17 protein-coding genes and 1 pseudogene are annotated in these 17,852 nt (G+C 75.0%); 7 read left to right on the top strand and 11 right to left on the bottom strand.

Going from position 1 to position 17,852, the window contains the following annotated elements:
* Positions 1–23: 23 nt before the first annotated feature.
* Positions 24–428, top strand: a complete 405-nt coding sequence (gene msrB, locus ACFCY1_RS02410; protein WP_049649595.1) for a peptide-methionine (R)-S-oxide reductase MsrB — start codon at positions 24–26, stop codon at positions 426–428.
* Positions 429–500: 72 nt separating this feature from the next.
* Here the strand turns inward: msrB and ACFCY1_RS02405 are convergent, their stop codons facing one another.
* The 7 genes from ACFCY1_RS02405 to ACFCY1_RS02375 form a co-directional block, all read right to left on the bottom strand.
* The gene (locus ACFCY1_RS02405) at positions 501–1,694 is read right to left on the bottom strand and encodes a cytochrome P450 (RefSeq protein WP_049649594.1); all 1,194 of its coding nucleotides are present in this window, start codon (positions 1,692–1,694) and stop codon (positions 501–503) included.
* Positions 1,691–2,323: an ATP/GTP-binding protein gene (locus ACFCY1_RS02400; protein ID WP_375873310.1), complete on the bottom strand. Its 633-nt coding sequence runs from the start codon at positions 2,321–2,323 to the stop codon at positions 1,691–1,693. The genes ACFCY1_RS02405 and ACFCY1_RS02400 overlap by 4 nt, the downstream gene beginning before the upstream one ends.
* Positions 2,324–2,393: 70 nt before the next feature.
* The gene (locus ACFCY1_RS02395) at positions 2,394–2,747 is read right to left on the bottom strand and encodes a DUF742 domain-containing protein (RefSeq protein WP_049649592.1); all 354 of its coding nucleotides are present in this window, start codon (positions 2,745–2,747) and stop codon (positions 2,394–2,396) included.
* Entirely contained in the window at positions 2,744–3,175 is a 432-nt protein-coding gene (locus tag ACFCY1_RS02390; RefSeq protein WP_049649591.1) for a roadblock/LC7 domain-containing protein, read from the bottom strand. The genes ACFCY1_RS02395 and ACFCY1_RS02390 overlap by 4 nt, the downstream gene beginning before the upstream one ends.
* The gene (locus ACFCY1_RS02385) at positions 3,172–5,103 is read right to left on the bottom strand and encodes an ATP-binding protein (RefSeq protein ID WP_375873237.1); all 1,932 of its coding nucleotides are present in this window, start codon (positions 5,101–5,103) and stop codon (positions 3,172–3,174) included. The genes ACFCY1_RS02390 and ACFCY1_RS02385 overlap by 4 nt, the downstream gene beginning before the upstream one ends.
* Before the next feature lie 107 nt (positions 5,104–5,210).
* A complete protein-coding gene (locus ACFCY1_RS02380; RefSeq protein WP_049651288.1) occupies positions 5,211–6,221 on the bottom strand; it encodes an MBL fold metallo-hydrolase in 1,011 nt (336 codons plus the stop codon).
* 220 nt (positions 6,222–6,441) lie between these two features.
* Complete coding sequence (locus ACFCY1_RS02375) at positions 6,442–7,401, bottom strand: GNAT family N-acetyltransferase (RefSeq protein WP_375873236.1); 960 nt, start codon at positions 7,399–7,401, stop codon at positions 6,442–6,444.
* 327 nt (positions 7,402–7,728) lie between these two features.
* Here ACFCY1_RS02375 and ACFCY1_RS02370 point away from each other — a divergent pair.
* From ACFCY1_RS02370 to ACFCY1_RS02360, 3 genes and pseudogenes are all read left to right on the top strand, one after another.
* Positions 7,729–9,017, top strand: a pseudogene (locus ACFCY1_RS02370) (DUF692 domain-containing protein).
* A gap of 110 nt (positions 9,018–9,127) precedes the next feature.
* Entirely contained in the window at positions 9,128–10,213 is a 1,086-nt protein-coding gene (locus ACFCY1_RS02365; protein ID WP_375873235.1) for a TIGR04222 domain-containing membrane protein, read from the top strand.
* An 89-nt stretch (positions 10,214–10,302) separates the two neighbouring features.
* Entirely contained in the window at positions 10,303–11,085 is a 783-nt protein-coding gene (locus ACFCY1_RS02360; RefSeq protein WP_074001688.1) for a TIGR04222 domain-containing membrane protein, read from the top strand.
* 394 nt (positions 11,086–11,479) lie between these two features.
* Here ACFCY1_RS02360 and hemQ read toward each other — a convergent pair whose 3' ends face one another.
* From hemQ to ACFCY1_RS02345, 3 genes are read right to left on the bottom strand one after another with little or no spacing between them, the layout of a single operon-like run.
* Positions 11,480–12,205: a hydrogen peroxide-dependent heme synthase gene (gene hemQ, locus ACFCY1_RS02355; RefSeq protein ID WP_117489931.1), complete on the bottom strand. Its 726-nt coding sequence runs from the start codon at positions 12,203–12,205 to the stop codon at positions 11,480–11,482.
* Positions 12,202–13,632 carry a protoporphyrinogen oxidase gene (hemG, locus tag ACFCY1_RS02350; protein ID WP_375873234.1) on the bottom strand — a complete coding sequence of 477 codons (1,431 nt, stop codon included), beginning with the start codon at positions 13,630–13,632 and terminating at the stop codon, positions 12,202–12,204. Before hemG ends, hemQ begins: the two co-directional genes overlap by 4 nt.
* Before the next feature lie 34 nt (positions 13,633–13,666).
* Complete coding sequence (locus ACFCY1_RS02345) at positions 13,667–14,239, bottom strand: Uma2 family endonuclease (RefSeq protein ID WP_375873309.1); 573 nt, start codon at positions 14,237–14,239, stop codon at positions 13,667–13,669.
* Between the two features lie 45 nt (positions 14,240–14,284).
* On the opposite strand from ACFCY1_RS02345, the gene ACFCY1_RS02340 reads away from it, so the two are divergent.
* Positions 14,285–14,725 carry a DUF523 domain-containing protein gene (locus ACFCY1_RS02340; protein WP_049651282.1) on the top strand — a complete coding sequence of 147 codons (441 nt, stop codon included), beginning with the start codon at positions 14,285–14,287 and terminating at the stop codon, positions 14,723–14,725.
* A 36-nt stretch (positions 14,726–14,761) separates the two neighbouring features.
* Here ACFCY1_RS02340 and hemE read toward each other — a convergent pair whose 3' ends face one another.
* Positions 14,762–15,775, bottom strand: coding sequence for a uroporphyrinogen decarboxylase (gene hemE, locus ACFCY1_RS02335; RefSeq protein ID WP_234348351.1), 1,014 nt, complete (start codon positions 15,773–15,775; stop codon positions 14,762–14,764).
* Positions 15,776–16,010: 235 nt separating this feature from the next.
* On the opposite strand from hemE, the gene ACFCY1_RS02330 reads away from it, so the two are divergent.
* On the top strand, positions 16,011–16,673 hold the full coding sequence (locus ACFCY1_RS02330; RefSeq protein WP_074005620.1) for a DUF3000 domain-containing protein: 663 nt from the start codon (positions 16,011–16,013) through the stop codon (positions 16,671–16,673).
* A gap of 320 nt (positions 16,674–16,993) precedes the next feature.
* Positions 16,994–17,710 (top strand): LuxR C-terminal-related transcriptional regulator, encoded by a 717-nt coding sequence (locus tag ACFCY1_RS02325; protein WP_375873233.1) that lies wholly within the window; start codon positions 16,994–16,996, stop codon positions 17,708–17,710.
* Positions 17,711–17,852 lie beyond the last annotated feature (142 nt).

Raw genomic sequence — 17,852 nt, 5'->3', positions numbered from 1 at the left:
TCCACCGCGACCGGGAGCCCGTGATGAGCTACGAGATCGAGAAGACCGAGGCCGAGTGGCGCGCCCAGCTCAGCCCCGAGGAGTACCACGTGCTCCGCGAGGCGGGCACCGAGCGGCCGTTCACCGGTGAGTACACCGACTCCAAGACCGTCGGCGTCTACGGCTGCCGGGCCTGCGGGGCCGAACTGTTCAGCTCCGAGACCAAGTTCGACAGCCACTGCGGCTGGCCGTCCTACTACGCGCCGCTGGCCGGGGACCGGGTCCAGTACATCGAGGACACCTCGCTCGGCATGCGCCGGGTCGAGGTGCGCTGCGCCCGCTGCGGCGGGCACCTCGGGCACGTCTTCGAGGGCGAGGGCTACGGCACGCCGACGGACCAGCGGTACTGCATCAACAGCGTCTCGCTGACGCTGAAGCCGGCCGAGTAGGGCCGGACCCGCGCGCGGAGGCCCGGACACGTACGGTGTCCGGGCCTCCGCGCCGTCCGGGCCCGTCCGGGCCTACCCCTCGACCGGTGCGAAGCGGACCGGGAGGTGCGTCAGGGCCCGGTGGAACGGGCCCGGGCGCCAGAGCAGGTCCTCGGCGGGGGTGGACAGTTCGAGGTCGCTGAGGCGGCTGCCCAGCTGCTCGATGGCGGTGATCGCGATCAGCAGGGCCGGGTCCCGGGCCGGGCAGGCGTGCGGGCCGGCCGCCCAGGCCAGGTGGGCGCTCTCGCCGCTGCGCAGCCCGCCGCCGTCGGTGGGCGGCGCGGCCTGGGAGTTGGCGGCCGCGTACGAGACCAGCACCAGCGTGCCCGCCTTGATCTCGCGGCCGTGGAAGGTGATGTCGTACCGGGGGTAGTGGGCCGAGAGGTTGGCCATCGGCGGCTCGTGCCAGAGCACCTCGTCGATCGCCTGGTGGGCGGTCATCGCCCCGCCGAACAGCGAGCCGGCGTAGCGGGCGTCGGTGAGCAGGCGCAGCAGGGCGTTGCCGATCAGGTTGGTGGTCGGCTCGTGTCCGGCGATCAGGGTCAGGGTGATCTGCCGGATCACCTCGTCGTCGTCCAGCCCGACCGGGTGGGTGACGTACATCGAGGTGAGGTCGTGCCGGGGGCGCTCGCGGCGCTCGGCGACCATCGCGGTGACCACCGCCAGGAGCTTCCCGTACGAGGCGCCGGCCCGGGCGGTGGACTCGATCAGCCCGGTGATCGCGTCCACCACCTCCTCGCGCTGCTCCTGCGGCACGCCGAACCAGGTGGTGAGCGCGAAGGCGGGCAGCCGGCGGGCGTACTCGGCGATCAGGTCGGCGTGCCCGACGGCGGCGAAGCGGTCGATCAGCCGGTGCGCGGTCTCGGCGACCTGCCGCTGGAGCCGGTGCGGCTCGAACAGCGCGAGGGCGTCGGTGATCACCGCCCGGTAGCGCGCGTGGGTCTCGCCGTCGCTGAACAGCGCGGTCGGGCGGTAGCCGAGCACCGGCAGCAGCGGGGAGTCCGGCGGGACGGTCCGCTGCCAGGCCCGGGAGTCCTTGGAGAAGGTGTCGGTGTCGCGCAGCAGGTCCAGCGCGGCCTGGTAGTCGGTGACCAGCAGGGCCTCGACGCCGGGCGCGATCTCCACCGGGGCGACCGCGCCGTGCCGCCGCAGCCGCTCGTAGACCAGCTGGGGGTCGGCGGCGAAGACCGGGCCGTGGATCGGGGTCGGGCGGGACTCGACGGTCACGGCTGCTCCGGGGTGGCGGGGTCCGAGGTGGCTGGGTCCGGGCCGGCGGGGTCCGGGCCGGCGGGGTCCGGGCCGTCGGGGTCCGGGCCGTCGGGGGCGGCGGGCAGGGCCTCCAGGACGTGCTCGGCCAGCGCGATCAGCGCGTCCAGGCTGCTGTCGCGCTCGCGCGCGTCGCAGAGCAGCAGCGGGGTGGCGGCGTGCAGGTCCAGGTGGGTGCGCAGCACCTCGACCGGGTGGTCCGGCGCGTCCGGGAAGCGGTTGACGGCGACGGCGTACGGCAGGCCCTGCTCCTCGACCATGTCCATGATCTCGAAGGAGTCGGCCAGCCGGCGGGTGTCGGCGAGCACCAGGGCGCCCACCGCGCCGCGGGCGATGTCCTGCCAGAGCGGGAAGAAGCGGCGCTGGCCGGGGGTGCCGAACATGTAGAGCACCACGTTGCCGGGCAGGGTGAGCCGGCCGAAGTCGACGGCGACGGTGGTGGTGGACTTCCCGGGTACGCCGGCCAGGTCGTCCACCGGGCGGCCGGTCTCGGTCATCGCCTCCTCGGTGTGCAGGGTGGCGATCTCGGAGAGGGTCCGGATGAGGGTGGTCTTGCCGACCCCGAACGGGCCGGCCACCACCAGTTTCATCAGCGTCTGGTCCTGGTCGGGCAGGTAGCCCACCCGGCTCTGGTCTTCCGGTTCCGGCCGGGCGGCCGGGTCACCGGAGCGCACGGAGTCCAACGAGGAGCCTCTCGACGATGGAGCGGTCGGTCTGCTGGGCGCGCGGGATCGGCGCGCGGGCGTGCAGGCAGCCCGCCTCGACCAGGTCGGCCGCGAGGAAGACGGTGGCGCTGACCGGCAGGCTCAGGTGCGCGGCGGCCTCCACCACGGTCAGCGCGCCGGGGCGCAGCAGTTCCCAGAGCCGGCGGTGTTCGGGGTCGAGCGCCTCCGGCGGGTCCGCGCGGTCGGCGAACAGCACGGTCAGCCGCTCGAAGCCCTTGGTGCCGGGGCGGCTGCGGCCGCCGGTGGCCAGGTAGGCGGGTACCATCCGCCTGCGGGGGACGGCGGTCATGACCGGACGTCGTCGTCCTGCCGCCGGGTCGGGCTCGCGAGCGCGCGACCGAGGGCGGCGACCTGCAGCTGCATCTGGTAGGCGACGTTGCCGAGTTGGGCGTCCGGCGAGGTGAAGACGGCGAGCGAGGTGTTCTCCCCGGCGGGCACCACGACGGCGTAGCCGAGGTCGGACTCCACCACGGTCTGGGCCAGCCGGGGCCGTTCGACGTCGGTGAACGCGGCGGTGAAGGCCCGGGCGGCGGCGTGCACGGTGGCGGTCATCGCGGCGACCCGCTCGGCCGAGGCGCGCTCCAGGCCGTCCGAGGCACCCTCGACCAGGCCGTCCCCGGTGGCGATGACGGCGTGCAGCACCCCCGGGAGCTCCAGCAGCGGGGTCAGCACCCACGAGATCTCGTCGGTGGCGGTCGGGCTGGGCGTGCTGCTCACTGCTCGGCTCCTTCTGAGGTCGGACCGGTGCTCGGGTCACCGGGGTCGCGGTCGGCGGTGGTGTCGCCGGGGGTGGTGGCGGTCATGCCGCCGGTGGCGCTCATGCCGGTGGTGCCGGTCGTGCCGGTGGTGCTGTCGCTGTTTCCGGGGGCGGTCCGGCCGGGGGCGGCGCCGGCGGCCTCCTCGCGCTCGGCCCGGGCCACGGCGGCCCGGCCGGAGTCGGTGCCCTGCTGCAGCGCCTGCCAGTGGGCGGCGGCCTGCTCGGGGGTGCGCGCGGCCGCGCGGGCGGGGGCGGGCTTGGCGGCGGCCGGCCGTACGGCGGCGGGCTGCTCGGCGGCCAGCGGACGGCGGCGGCGCCGGGTCGGCAGGCCGGTGCCGTCGTCGGCCGCGGACGCGTCCGTCGAGGGGGTGTCCGTCGCGGGGGCGTCCGGGCCGGGCTCGGCCGGGACGGACGCACCTGCCTGGCCCTCCCCCGCCGGGCCGTCCGCGACCGGGTCGGGCACCACGCGGATGGCCGGGGCCGGGTGCGGGCCCGGCTGGTTGTGGCGGTCGGCGAGCCGCGGGCCGTCCTGCTCGTCCGCGTCGCGCATCGGCGGGACGGCCGCGACGGTGGGCGCCGGGGCCGGGCCGGAGCCGGCCCGCAGCGGCAGCGGGGTGAGCACCGACAGCGGCTGCTCGTCGTCCACGACGGTCACCAGCGCGGCCGGGATGCGCAGGATGGTCCGCATGCCGCCGTACGGCGAGGGCTCGATGTGACAGGAGAAGCCGTACTGGCGGGCCAGCTTGCCGATCACCGCGAAGCCGGTCTTGGGCGGGTTGCCGAGCTCGGTGAGCAGCATGTCGGGCGGGCCGGCCAGCAGCCGGCGGGCGCGGCGCAGCTGGTCCTCGTCCATGCCGATGCCGCTGTCGTCGATGATCACCAGCGCGCCGCGGCCGCCCTGCTGGACGGTGACCGGGACGTCGGTCTCCGGGTGGGAGCAGGCGGTGGCGTTGGCGAGCAGCTCGGCGATGGTGACGGCGATCGGCTCGGCGGCCCGGGCGACCACGGCGAGGCGCTGCTCGCGCAGGTGGTTGGCGACCTTGATCCGGGCGTAGCCGGGCACCCGGGAGAGCGCGCCGACGACCACCTCGGCGAGCGGCGAGTCGGTGCGGGCCAGTCCCGGCCAGGCCTCGCAGAGCACCGCGATGGTCTGGATCCGGCGCAGCGCGACCTCGTTGCGGAAGTCGACCTCCAGCAGCCGGGGGTCGTCGTTCTCGTGCTGGAGCCGCTGGACCAGGCTCTGGATCTGGTACAGCAGGGTCTGGATCCGGGAGGTGGCGCCGCGCATGGCGGCGCGGGCGGCGGCGTCCACCCGCTCGCGCTCGTCGGCGAGGGCGGCCTGGGCGGCGTCCAGGACGCCCTGCAGCGCCCGGACCGCCTCCGGGCCGACGGCCTGCGGGTCCAGCGGGCCGACCAGCGGGGCGTTGCCGTGGGTGAGCCGTACGGCGGTGGCGGCGACCCGCTCCTGGGCGAGGTGGCCGATCTCGGCGAGCAGCGCGGTGCCGCGCGCCTCGGCCTCGGCGAGCGCGCGCTCGGCCTGCTCGGCCCGGGCGGTCGCGGCGGAGCCCTGCTGCATGGCGTCCCGGACGGTGTCCTGCGCCTGCCGGGCCGCCTCCTGCGCCTCGCGGACGCTGTCCTCGGCGGCCCGGGTGCGCTCCTCCGCCCGCCGGGCCTCCTCGGCGGAGCGCCGGGCGGCCTCCTGCGCGTCGCGCTGCTGCTGCTCCGCGCGGGCGAGCCGGCCCTCGGCGGTCCGGGCGCGCTCCTCGCCCCGGCCGAGCGCGGTCTCGGCGGCCGTCGCCCGGGTGACGGCGACGGCCCGGCCGCGGGCGAGCACGGCCGCGGCCGCGGCGGCGACCAGCGCCAGGACGATCAGCGCGATCTGCGTCATCGAAGTCCTCGGGGGTGCTTGCGGGGTGGACCGGGTGGTGCGGCCGGGACGACCGGGCGACGGGGCCGGACGGGATCAGGATCGGGCGGTGCCGGGCCCTGGCGGGGTCAGGGCCGGGCGGTGCGCGGGCGCTGGGCGCGGGCCTCGTCCTCGGCCAGTTCCCGGGCCACCAGGGCGACCTGGCCCAGGGCCTCCAAGGCGCCGGGGGCCGCCGAGCCGTCCAGGTGCCGGTACTCGGCCGCGACGGTGATCACCAGCCGCTCGGGCAGGCCGAGTTCGGGGTGGCGCTGCTCGGCTATCACCCGCCGGGCGGCGTCCAGCGCGGGTATCCCGGCGGCGTGCAGGGCGTGGGCGCGCTCGCGGACGTAGGCGAGGTAGCCGATGTGCTCGCGGACGCCGTCGCGGTCGAGCACCGGGCCGTGGCCGGGGACGAAGATCTCCGCGCCGGTGGCCAGGGCCTGCTCGCAGGCGCCGATGACGTTCTCCAGCGGTCCGGCCCAGTGCGAGGGGTGGTCGCCGGGCTGCTCGGGCGTCGAGGAGAAGATCACGTCGCCGGTGAACACCGCGCGCTGGTGCGGGAGGTGGACCAGCAGGTCGCCGCCGGTGTGGGCGGCGGGCAGGCTGGTGATCCGCACCGGGTAGCGGCCGACGGTCAGTTCCAGCTCGCCGGTGAAGACGGTGTCGGGGCGCACCGGCTCGGTGCCGGACCAGTCGAACTGCCCGAAGTGCTCCTTCAGGTAGCCGCCGAGCGGCGAGTCCGGGTCGCTGTTGGTGACCAGCGCGTGCTGCTGCTGCGGGGTGGGCTCCCAGTGGATGTGCTCCAGCGCCTCGCGGGTGGCGATCACCTCGGCGTCCGGCAGCACCCCGGCGCCCCACAGGTGGTCCCCGTTGGCGTGGGTGACGACCACCCGGTCGACCCCGACCCCGTCCGGCAGCAGCCGCCGGCTCGCGGCGAGGAACTCCCCGGCCATCGAGGGGTCGTACGGCGTGTCGATCCAGAGCGCGGTGGTCTCCGAGGCCAGCAGGCCGCAGTTGGCCAGGCCCCACCCCCGCTTCGGCGGGAGCCACACGTACAGGTCCTCGGCAATCGCGCTCACGTTCGCACGGCTGATCGTCATGTGCGCGATTATGCCCAGGTCGTGACAGGAGTGGAGCAAAACCATTACAGTTCAAGCCACTTCGCGCCCGAAGCAGCCCGGGCTGTCCCGATTCGTCCCACGTGGTCTGGACCACATCTGGCCGAAGTGGCCCGGCCCCCGCCACTGCGAAACCGGGGGCGAAACGGGCACGGCTACAGGTACGGGCGCGGGCCGCGTCCGGGGACGCGGCCCGGCGGCGTCAGGCGTCCTGCTCCGACGGCCGCCCCAGCCGCTTGATCCCCTTGCGCTCCGCCGCGCAGCGCTCGTAGCCCAGCCAGGCGTTGATCGCCAGCATCGGCCCATTGGTCGTGTCGTTGCTGGTGTACGCGTGCCGGAGGCCCGCCGCGGCGGCGAGCCGCAGGGACTCCAGCTTGGCCGACTTGGTCAGCCCGCGGCCGCGGAACTCCCGGTGGCAGGCGGTGAACGCGGACCAGTAGCGGTCCACCCCGTCGGTCTGCGCCATGCTGAACGCGGCCGGCCGGCCGTCCACCACGGCGACGACGCTCAGGGCCAGGTCCCGGTCCGGCCGGTTCCAGTCGTCGCGCAGCCAGTCCTCGTACTCCAGGGCGTCCATCGGCACCTCGCTGCCGGGCTCGTCCAGGATGGCGTCCGCCTCGACCAGGAACACCGGGTGCGGGTCGGCCGCCCAGTCCGCGGCCGGACGCAGCTCGACGCCGGGCGGCAGTACGGGCGCCGGCGGCAGCGGCAGCGCCAGGTCCCGCCCGGCGAACTGCATGGTGCGCCCGAGCCGGTACCCCCGGGCGGTGGCGAAGGCCACCGAGGCGGGCTCGTCGTCCATCCAGGTGTGCAGTTCCGTCACCCCGTGCCCGACCAGGTGCCGTTCGGCCGCCGCCAGCAGCGCGGTGGCCGCGCCGCGCCGCCGGAACCCGGGCAGCACACTGCCGTTGGCGTAGCCGACACCCGCGACCGACGTCCCGAGCACCACCCCGCAGCGCACCGCGCCGACCACCCGGCCGTCCAGCTCGGCGACGAAGGTGCGGAAGTGCTCCTCGGGGCTCGGCCGGCCGTTCAGCCAGAGCAGGGTCTCGGCGGAGAGCACCAGGTGCTCGCGCCCGGCCCGGTGGGCCGCGGCCACGGCCTCGGCGTCCTCGGGACGGAAGTCCCGGATCGTCAGGGGGGAGGAATTCGAAGAAGTCATGGATTCCCACGCTAGTCGCGCCCACCCGCCCGGCGCCTCCGATTTATCCGCCGGAGGGCACCCCCACCTGCGGGGGACGGCCCGGGCTCGGGACCCAAGTCCCTCACGACCGGAACGACATGCTCAAATAATGCTCTGAGAAGACCGGGTGAGGCTTGGCAGCCACCCCACCCGGGGACATCCTCAGCAACACGGCCGCACGGGTCCGGCGACGACGCCGCACCGGTCGACGGCCCTCCCACCCGGCCCTCCGAAGGGGGCGAACCGATGACTTCCCCTGCCCTGGCCACCGCACCCCGGGACACCGCGCCCCAGGACGCCGCACCGCTGGCGACCGCGCCCCGGGACACCGCCTCCCGGGACACTGCGCCCCGCCTGGGCGTCGGCCTCGGCTGGCGCGGCGAGATCGACACCGTGGTCGAGCGCCAGCCCGGCCTGGACTGGGTCGAGGTGGTCGCCGAGAACATCTGCGCCGACCACCTGCCCGACTCCCTGACCGTCCTGCGCGGACGCGGCGTCACCGTCGTCCCGCACGGCGTCGGCCTCGGCCTCGGCGGCGCCGACCTGCCCGACCCCGCCCGCCTCGCCCGGCTCGCCGAGGCCGCGCTGGCGCTCGGCTCCCCGTTGGTCACCGAGCACCTGGCGTTCGTCCGGGCCGGCGGCCTGGAGGCCGGCCACCTGCTGCCCGTCCCCCGCACCCGGGACTCGCTGCGGGTGATCGCCGAGAACGTCCGGATCGCCCAGGACCAGCTGCCGGTGCCGCTCGCCCTGGAGAACATCGCCGCCCAGCTCGCCTGGCCGGACGACGAGTTCACCGAGGGCCAGTTCCTCGCCGAGCTGGTCGAGCGCACCGGCGTCCGGCTGCTGATCGACGTCGCCAACCTGCACACCAACCGGGTCAACCTCGGCATCGACCCGGCCGCCGAGCTCGACCGCCTGCCGCTGGAGGCGCTCGCCTACGTCCACGTCGCGGGCGGCACCCTGGTCGACGGCGTCTGGCACGACACCCACGCCCACCCCGTCACCGAGCCGGTGCTGGAGGTGCTGGCCGAGCTGTGCGCGCGGACCGCGCCGCCCGGGGTCCTGCTGGAGCGGGACGCCAACTTCCCGCCGCCCAGCGAGCTGGCCGGTGAACTGGACGCCATCCGCCGGGTGCTGGAGGGGAGCACCCGGCGATGACCGACCTGACCGGGACCGCGCGGGACACCGCCGACCAGGACCTCGCCGCCGCCCGGCGGCGCCTGGCCCGGCGCCAGGAGGAGCTGCTGGCCGCCCTGGTGGCCGGCGGCCCCGTCCCGCCCGGCTTCGACGAACGCCAGGTCCGCGCCCAGTCCACCGGCCTGGCCGCCAAGCGGCGGGACACCACCGCCAAGGTGGCCCCCGACCTGCCCCGTACGCTCGGGGCGGGGTACGGGCCGCTCTTCCTCGACTACGCCCGCTCCCACCCGCAGACCGGCGGCTACCGGGCCGACGCCCGGGCCTTCGCGCAGTGGGTGCTCACCGACGGCGGCCCGCTCGCCGCCGACCACCGCCGGGCCCTGGAGCAGTGGCTCCACCCGGCCCCCGTACGACCGCCGGGCCCGCTCACCCGCCTGCGCCGGGCCCTGCGCCGGTAACCGGTAACCGGTAACCGGTAGCCGTCGACTGTCGGACACCCGGCCGGCCGTCGGCGACCGCGGGGCCACCGGGCCCTGACGAACCATCACCACCTCGGGGGGAACCGCCCATGTGGCACAACAGCTACTTCATCGTCCCGGCCGTCCTGCTGGCGGCCGCCGCGGTCCACGCGGTCCGGACCCGGCAGCGCATCGGCCAGGTCCGGTACGCCAAGGGCCTGCCCGGCCGCGGCCTGCCGCTGCTCGACACCGCGTTCCTGTCCGGCGGGCCGGCGCGGGTGTTCGACACCGCCCTGGTCCGGATGCACATGAGCGAGCAGGCCGTGGTCAGCCGCTCCGGCCTGGTCACGCTCACCGGCGCCAAGCCGTACGACGCCGTCGACAAGGCCGTCCAGGACGCCGTCGGACCGACCGGGAGCCGTCAGCTCGACCCGCTGCGCCGCACCGTGATGCGCTCCACCGCCGTCCAGGAGATCGGCGACCGGCTCGCCGACCGCGGCCTGATGCGCCGCCCCGAGCGGCTGCGGCGGGCCCGCACCGCCCGCCGGCTGCTCTGGCTCGCGCTGCTCCTGGTGGCGGCCTCCATGGTGGCCGCCCCGCTGCTCGACGACGGCGCCGCCGGCCACGAGCGCCCGAAGCTCTGGATCCCGGTCATCCTGCTGATCGTGGGCGTCGTCTCGCTGCTCGTCACCCCGCTCGTCAAGAGCCGGATCACCCCGGCCGGGCAGCGCCAGCTGTCCCTGATGCAGGGGCCGTGGAAGCCCAATGCCGGGGTGTCGCCGCGGCTGGCCGGCGGCGCGCTGCTGGGCGCGCTCGCGCTCGGCGGCCTGGCCGCCGCCGGACTGGGGGAGCCGGAGCTGGAGGCCGCGATGCTGGCCGCGTCGACCGACGACGAGGAGTTCTTCCGGCAGGCCACCGCCGCGAACGGCTCCGCGACCTCCTCGTCCTCGTCGTCGGGCACGTCCGGGTCCTCCTGCTCCTCCGGCTCCGACGGCGGCTCCGCCGCCTGGTGCGGCTCCTCCGACTCCGGTTCCTCCGGCTCCTCCGGCTCCGGCTGCGGCTCGTCCGGCTGCGGGTCCTCCTCGTCGAGCTGCGGCTCCTCTTCCTCCAGCTGCGGCTCCAGCTCGTCGAGTTGCGGCTCCTCGTCGTCCTCCAGCTGCGGGTCGAGCTGCGGCGGTGGCGGCTGCGGCTCCTGACTCCGGCGGCACCCGGCGGAAGTCACAGTTCGGTATCGCGAACCGGGAAGGCGTTCCGCGCGCAGTCGGCACAGGCATACAACAAGCCCATGTGGTTGCTGTTCCTCATACCGGCCTGTGTCGCGGCTGTCCTGTCCTGCGTCCGACTGGTCCGGATGACCGCCACCGCCGACGCCCTCGCCGACCAGAACGGCCTGCGGCCCCCCGAAGCCGTGGGCATCGGCCTGTACGAGACCGCCTACCTGGCCGGCGGCCCGGGCCGGGTGGTCGAACTCGCCCTCGTCCTGATGGCCGGCCGCGGACGGCTCCACCTGGCGCACACCGGCTGGACCACCGTGGTCGACCCCAGGGGCCGCAGCCGCCTGGAGCGGGCGGTCATCGCCACCGTCGGCCCCGAGGGCCAGTGCCGCACCGACGAGCTGCGCCAGGCGGTCGCCGAGCACCCCAACGTGCTGGAGATCGGCGCCCGGCTCGCCCTGGCCGGCCTGGCCACCCCGGCCCTGGTACAGCGCAACACCGTGGTGGTGATCCGGCAGGTCCGGCACGCGCTGCTGCTGTCCCTGCTCCTGCTGGCCGCCTCGCTGGCCCTCGACGGCTTCACCGGCGGTGACACCCTCGCCCCGCTCGCCTGGTTCTCGCTGCCGCTGGTGCTCACCTCCGGCACCCTGCTGATGGCCCGCGTCGACGTCTACCCGTACACCCGCTGGGCCTCCCCGATCGGGCAGGAGGTGCTGCGCGAGGTCCGCCCGGCCCGCCAGCGCGGCCTGGCCGACGACGAGGAACGCGAACTGCTCACCGCCGTCGCCATGAACGGCCCCGCCGCCCTGCCCGACGCCCGGCTCCGCGCCGCCCTGCGCCCGCACCGCGGCTAGGGCGGCGGCCTGTGGCCGGTCCGCCCGCCCGGCGCCGACCTGCCGCTGGACGACCTGCCCGGGCTGCTCACCGCCGCCTGCGCCGAGTACGGCCTGATCACCCTGCACACCGAACAGCTGGATCCGGACGTCTGCCGGGTCGGCACCGTCACCGGGCTGCGCCCCCGCTCACTGCGGCTGCACGAGGTCGACACCGAGGCGCGCTGGTACCCGCAGCCGACCAAGTACCGGCTCCGCGACGTCACCCGGGTCGGCCTCGGCGACCACTACACCTCCGTGCTGCGCGAGTTCGCCGGTCCGCGACCGGACCGCGACGGCACGGAGGCCGGTTCCCCCGTGTGACACGGGGGAACCGGCCTCCGGGAGCCGTGGGCCGGTCAGACCAGGCCGTTCATCAGACCAGACCGTTCAGCAGCTCGCTCACCGGCTTGCGGCGCCCGGTGAAGAACGGCACCTCCTCGCGGACGTGCAGCCGGGCCCGGGAGGGGCGCAGGTCGCGCATCAGGTCGACGATCCGGTGCAGCTCGTCCGCCTCGAAGGCGAGCAGCCACTCGTAGTCGCCGAGCGCGAACGAGGCCACCGTGTTGGCCCGCACGTCCGGGTAGCCGCGCGCCATCTGGCCGTGCTCGGCGAGCATCGCGCGCCGCTCGGCGTCCGGCAGCAGGTACCACTCGTAGGAGCGGACGAACGGGTACACGCAGACGTAGTCGCGCGGGCGCTCGTCGGCCAGGAAGGCCGGGATGTGCGACTTGTTGAACTCGGCCGGGCGGTGCAGCGCCATGTTCGACCAGACCGGCTCCAGCAGCCGGCCGAGGCCGGTGCGGCGGAAGCGGTTGTACGCCTCCTGGAGGTCGTCCGAGTCTTCGGCGTGCCACCAGACCAGGATGTCGGCGTCCGCACGCAGACCGGAGACGTCGTACGTACCGCGCACGGTCACGTCCTTGGCGTCCAGCTGCGCGAACAGCTCGTCCACCTCGGCGGCCAGGGCGGTGCGGTCCTCGGGCAGGCCGCCCTTGAGCTTGAACACCGACCACATGGTGTAGCGGATGACCTGGTTCAGGTCGCGCGCCTTCTTCTTCTCGGGCCGCTGCTCCGGCTCCCGCTCAACGCTCTCAGTCATGCGCCCATTGTCCTCTCCGTGGAACCTTCCCCGGTCGCCGGGGTCAGCAGTCTGTCGACGGCGGCCGCGGCGGCGGCCGCCGAACCGATGCACGCCGGAATGCCCACCCCGTCGTACGCGGCGCCGCACAGCGCCAGCTTGCCCACCCGCCCCGCCGCCGCCCGTACCCGGGCCACCCGGTCCAGGTGTCCCACCGGGTACTGCGGCAGACCGGCCGAGAACCGCGAGACGAAGGTGTCGTACGGCCGGGCGGTCAGCCCGATCGCCTCCCTGAGATCGGCCAGCGACCGGGCCACCAGCTCCTCGTCCGGCAGCCCCAGCGCCTCCTCCTCGCGGTACCGGCCCAGCGAGGTGCGCAGCAGGAACGCGTCCGGCGCGGAGCGCTCCAGCCAGCCCCACTTGTTCGAGGAGAAGGTCGACGCCTTGATCTGCCGCCCGTCCACCGGCGGCACCAGGAAGCCGCTGCCGCTCGGCGGCTCGGCCAGGTCGGCGCGGCGGAAGGCCAGGGTGACCAGGGCCATGCCCGCGTACTCGACGGCGTCCAGCTCGGTGGCGGCCGCCGGGGCGTCCTCGCGCAGCAGCCGGGCCGCGGCGGGCGCCGGGACGGCCAGCACCACGGCGTCCGCGTGCAGCACCTCGCCGCCGGTCACCACCCGCCAGCCGTCGGGGGTGCGGCGCAGCTCGTCCACCGGGGCGTCGGTGCGCAGGTCCACCCCCGCCCGGACACAGGCCGCGGCGACCACGCCGGGCAGCGTACCGAGACCGCCGCGCAGGCCCTGGAACACCGGGGTGCCGACCACCTTCGGCCGCGAGGCCAGCTCGTGCACCCCCGCGACCAGCGAGCCGCCGTCACGCGCGATCGACAGCAACTGCGGCACGGCGGCGCGCAGCGAGATCTCCTCGGCGCGGCCCGCGTAGACGCCGCCGAGCAGCGGCTCGACCAGCCGGTCCACCACCTCCTGGCCCAGCCGGTCGGCGACGTAGCGGCCGATCGCGACGTCCTCGCCGACCTCGGTGCTCCGCTCGTGCCGGGCCCGCTCCAGGCCCTCGTCGGTCAGCACCCCGGAGGCGGCCAGCGCCTCCAGGTCACCGGGGACGCCCATCACCTGCCCGCCGGGCAGCGGCCGCAGCGCGCCGCGGGTCCAGATCGCGGCCTTCGCGGTGGTCGGCGGCTCCAGCTCCCCGCCGAGCCCGACCGCCCGCGCCAGCTCCACCGCCTCCGGCCGCCGGGCCAGTACCGACTCGGCCCCGAGGTCCACCCGGACCCCGCCGACCTCCCCGCCCCACAGCTTCCCGCCGACCCGCCCGGACGCCTCCAGCACCGTCACCCGCGCCCGCGCCGGCCCCCCGGCCGCCCCGCTCAGGAAGGCGGCCGCAGCCAGCCCCGCGATCCCACCACCGACGACGACGACCTGTGCATCCGACATGCTCCGCAGTCTCGCAGACCCTTACACCGGACCCTCAATCCGCTGCACGCCGGAGATCGATCGTGATCGGGAACGGCACCGGACGTTCCAGCGTCCCGCGGAAGATCCCGGCGGGCACGTACGAGGACGTCACCTCGTCCAGCTCGTAGACGTGCACGGCCACCCGGCTGCCCTCTTCCTCCTCGACGATCCAGTAGTGCGGGATGCCGGCCTCGGCGTACTTGCGGAACTTCACCCCGCGATCGCGGTGTTGCGACTCGCGCGACACCACCTCGACCACGAGCAGAACCTCGCCCGGGGCGTACCCGGTGCGATCGGGATCGAAGGCCGCGCGGGACACCAGCACATCCGGCTCCAACCGGTTCCGCTCGTCCAGCGTCACCGTCATCCAGCTCTCCGCCAGATCACCCTCCGGGGCGATCCGCTCCAGCGCCGAAGTCAGCCGCGACGTGACCCGGTTGTGCCACGAGCGCTGCGGCGTGAGCCGAAAGACCAACGCGCCGTGCAGCAGCTCGGTGTGCGGTGGCGCCTGCGGCAGGTGGTCGAGATCGTCGGCGAACCACCCCTCCATGCGGGGCGCGTACATCCAATCCGGAAGTTCACTCATCATCCTGCACGAACGAGTTCATCTCCCCGTCGTTACGCTCCTGCCATGGAACCGATCGTGGTGAGTGCGTGTCTGGCCGGGATTCCCTGTCGGTACGACGGGCGGGCGAAGACCTCCGACGGTGCCGTGCGGCTGGTCGAGGAGGGGCGGGCCGTGGTGGTGTGCCCGGAGGGGGCGGGCGGGCTGCCGACGCCGCGGCCGCCGGCGGAGATCGTGGGCGGGGACGGCGCGGACGTGCTGGACGGGCGGGCCCGGGTGGTGGACGCGACGGGCGCGGACTGCACCGCGGAGTTCCTGGCCGGTGCCCGGGCGGCGCTGTCCGCCGCCGAGGAGGCGGGGGCCCGGCGGGCGGTGCTGATGGCGCGCAGCCCGTCCTGCGGCTGCGGTCAGGTGTACGACGGGACGTTCTCCGGGGAGCTGCGCCCGGGTGACGGGGTGACGGCGGCGCTGCTGCGTCGGGCCGGGATCGAGGTCACGGCCGGGTAGTGGGCCCCCGGAGTCCGGGGACCCACCGCCCTGAGGTCAGCGTGCGCTGGCCTCGTGGACGAAGGCGACGAGGCGGCTGAGCGCGTCCGGGTCCATGGACGGCAGCACGCCATGGCCGAGGTTGAAGATGTGGCCGCTGGTGCCGAGCGCCTGGGCGGCGTGCAGCACCTCGCGGGCCTTGGTCTCGACGACCTTGGTGGGCGCGTACAGCACCGCCGGGTCGAGGTTGCCCTGGAGGCCCTTGCCCTGGCCGACCCGCTCGGCGGCGACGTTCAGCGGGACCCGCCAGTCGACGCCGACGATGTCGGCGCCGGCCTGGCCCATCAGGCCGAGCAGCTCGCCGGTGCCGACGCCGAAGTGGATCCGCGGCACGCCGTACCCGGCGACGGCGTCGAAGACCTTGGTGCTGGACGGCATCACCGAGCGGCGGTAGTCGTCCGGCGCGAGGGCGCCGACCCAGGAGTCGAACAGCTGGACCGCGGAGGCGCCGGCCTCGATCTGCACCTTGAGGAAGGCCGAGGTGATGTCCGCGAGCCGGTCCACCAGGGCGGCCCACAGCTCGGGCTGCCCGTACATCATGGCCTTGGTGTTCTCGTGGTTCTTGGACGGGCCGCCCTCGATCAGGTAGCTGGCCAGCGTGTACGGCGCGCCGGCGAAGCCGATCAGCGGGGTCTCGCCGAGCTCGTCCACCAGCAGGCCGACGGCCTCGGTGATGTAGGGGACGTCGTCGGGCTCCAGCGGGCGCAGCCGCTTCAGGTCCTCGGCGGTGCGGATCGGGTCGGCGATGACCGGGCCGATGCCGGGCTTGATGTCGACGTCGATGCCGACGGCCTTGAGCGGCACCACGATGTCGCTGAAGAAGATCGCGGCGTCCACCTTGTGCCGGCGCACCGGCTGGAGGGTGATCTCCTTGACCAGCTCGGGCCGCATGCAGGACTCCAGCATGGGGATGCCCTCGCGGACCTTCAGGTACTCGGGCAGCGAGCGGCCGGCCTGGCGCATGAACCACACCGGGGTGTGCGGCACGGGCTCGTGCCGGCAGGCGCGCAGGAACGCCGAGTCGTGCGCGGCGCCGCGGCGCCCGGGGGTGGTCGGGCCGTCGTGGGTGGCCGCCGTGCTGTCTGCCGTAGTCTCGCTCACCGTCAAATCTTCGCACGCGTGCCGGGCCCGGTTTCCCGGCCGGTCTCGTCGGTTCCTCCAAGATCTGTCCGGGTTTGCCGTTCCGGCACGCCGCTGGGAGAGAAGTTGCGGCGATAACCCCGTTCTTCGACCTAGTCTTCGGGACATGGCAGCGGTCGGAGGGCACCCCGCACAGGGTGGCGGAGCAGGTGGCGGAGCGGGTCGCGAGGGGGCGCCGAGCGAGTTCCGGGCGGCCGTGGCGGCCCTGGACGGGGCCCGGTTGCGGCCCGAGGTGCAGCTCTCCCCCGCGCCGGCGCCGCGCCGGCTCGCCCCGTACTCGTTCGCGGTGACCGCCTCGGTCGAGGTGGACGGCGAGGAGCTGGCGGACGGCCGGCTGGTGCTGCTGTACGACCCGGCCGGGCAGGAGGCCTGGAACGGCGAGTTCCGGGTGGTCACGATGACCCGGGCCGAGCTGGAGCCGGAGATGGCCGGGGACCCGATGCTCTCCGAGGTGGGCTGGGCCTGGCTGCTGGACTCCCTGCAGGCGCACGCCGCCGGGTTCGCGGAGCCGTCCGGCACGGTGACGCTGGCCTCCTCCCAGTACTTCGGGGGTCTGGCGGACCGCCCGTCCTCGACGGAGATCGAGATCCGGGCCTCCTGGACCCCGGCCGACGGCCGCTTCGAGCGGCACCTGGCGGCCTGGGGGGACCTGCTGTGCGTCAGCGCCGGCCTGCCGCCGGCCGCCCCGGCTCCGCAGGGTCCCGCCGAGGTTCCTTCACTCGGTGGAGTGGTCCCGATGCCGGCCCGGCGACGCCCGCGGTCGCACTGACGGGTGGTGTGCGGCTCCGGCGGCACCCGGGGGCCGGACGCCACCCCCAGGGCTGACGGAGTGTGACTTCGGACCCGCTCTGCGTCAATTCATCGGTCGATACCGACCGATCGGCACCGAATCTGATCGATTTTGTGCGAATACCAGGCATGTCGCATCAATCATTTGCGCGATTTGTCCGTATTGTTACTCACTAGATCGTGATCTTTCGCTAAAGCCGGGCACGGATGCTGCCGAAGCAGTCTGTGACCCTTTCCCAACGCGGAACACTCCGACCGCCCCCATCGGGGTTCCGTCCGCCACTCCCCGCAGGAGGCCTGGTGTCGGTCCTTCTTGAGCACCCCGCAAACGTGGTCGCCTACCGGCCGACCAAGCCCACCGCCATGGTGGTCATCGCCGATCCCCGTGTCCGAAACACCGTCACCCGCCACCTGTGGGCCCTCGGTGTCCGGGACGTGATCGAGGTGTCCTCCATCGCCGAGGCCCGCCCACGGGTCTCCACCCCCCGCGACATCTGCGTCGCCGACGTCCACCTCCCGGACGGATCCGGGCTGACCATCCTCGCCGAGACCCGCGCTGCGGGCTGGCCCAACGGCCTGGCGCTGTCCGCCGCCGACGACATCGGCGCGGTCCGCAGCGCGCTGGCCGGCGGCGTCAAGGGATACGTGGTGACCGGCACCCGGACGAACGTCGCGATGCCGGGCCGCCCCGGGATGCCGCTCGGCGCCGCCGGGCTGGCCGGCCGGATGCGCCGCCCCGGGATGCCGGGCATGCCGGGCGCGGCCGGAGCGCCGGGCACCCCCGGAGCCCCTGGTGCGCCCGGCGCGCAGCAGGCCGCCTACCGCGAGCTTTCCGGCCGCGAGGTCGAGGTGCTGCGGCTGGTCGCCGAGGGCCAGTCCAACAAGGCGATCGGCGTGGCGATGGGCCTGTCGGCGCTCACCGTGAAGAGCCACCTCGCCCGGATCGCCCGCAAGCTGGGCACCGGCGACCGCGCCGGCATGGTCGCGGTCGCGCTGCGCACCGGCATCATCCACTGAGCCGGACGCTCCGGACCGCTGCGGCGGGCCGGGGGGGGCGGTTGCGCCCCCGGCCCCCCCGCCGGGGGGCCGGGGCCCCCCCCCGCCAACCCGCGGCCACCACCCCCCCCCCCACCCCCCGCCCCCCCCGCGGGGCCCCGGC

The organism is Kitasatospora sp. NPDC056273 (genome assembly GCF_042268845.1).
In the GTDB taxonomy this organism is placed as follows: domain Bacteria; phylum Actinomycetota; class Actinomycetes; order Streptomycetales; family Streptomycetaceae; genus Kitasatospora.
This window is presented reverse-complemented; position numbering and strand designations above follow the sequence as displayed.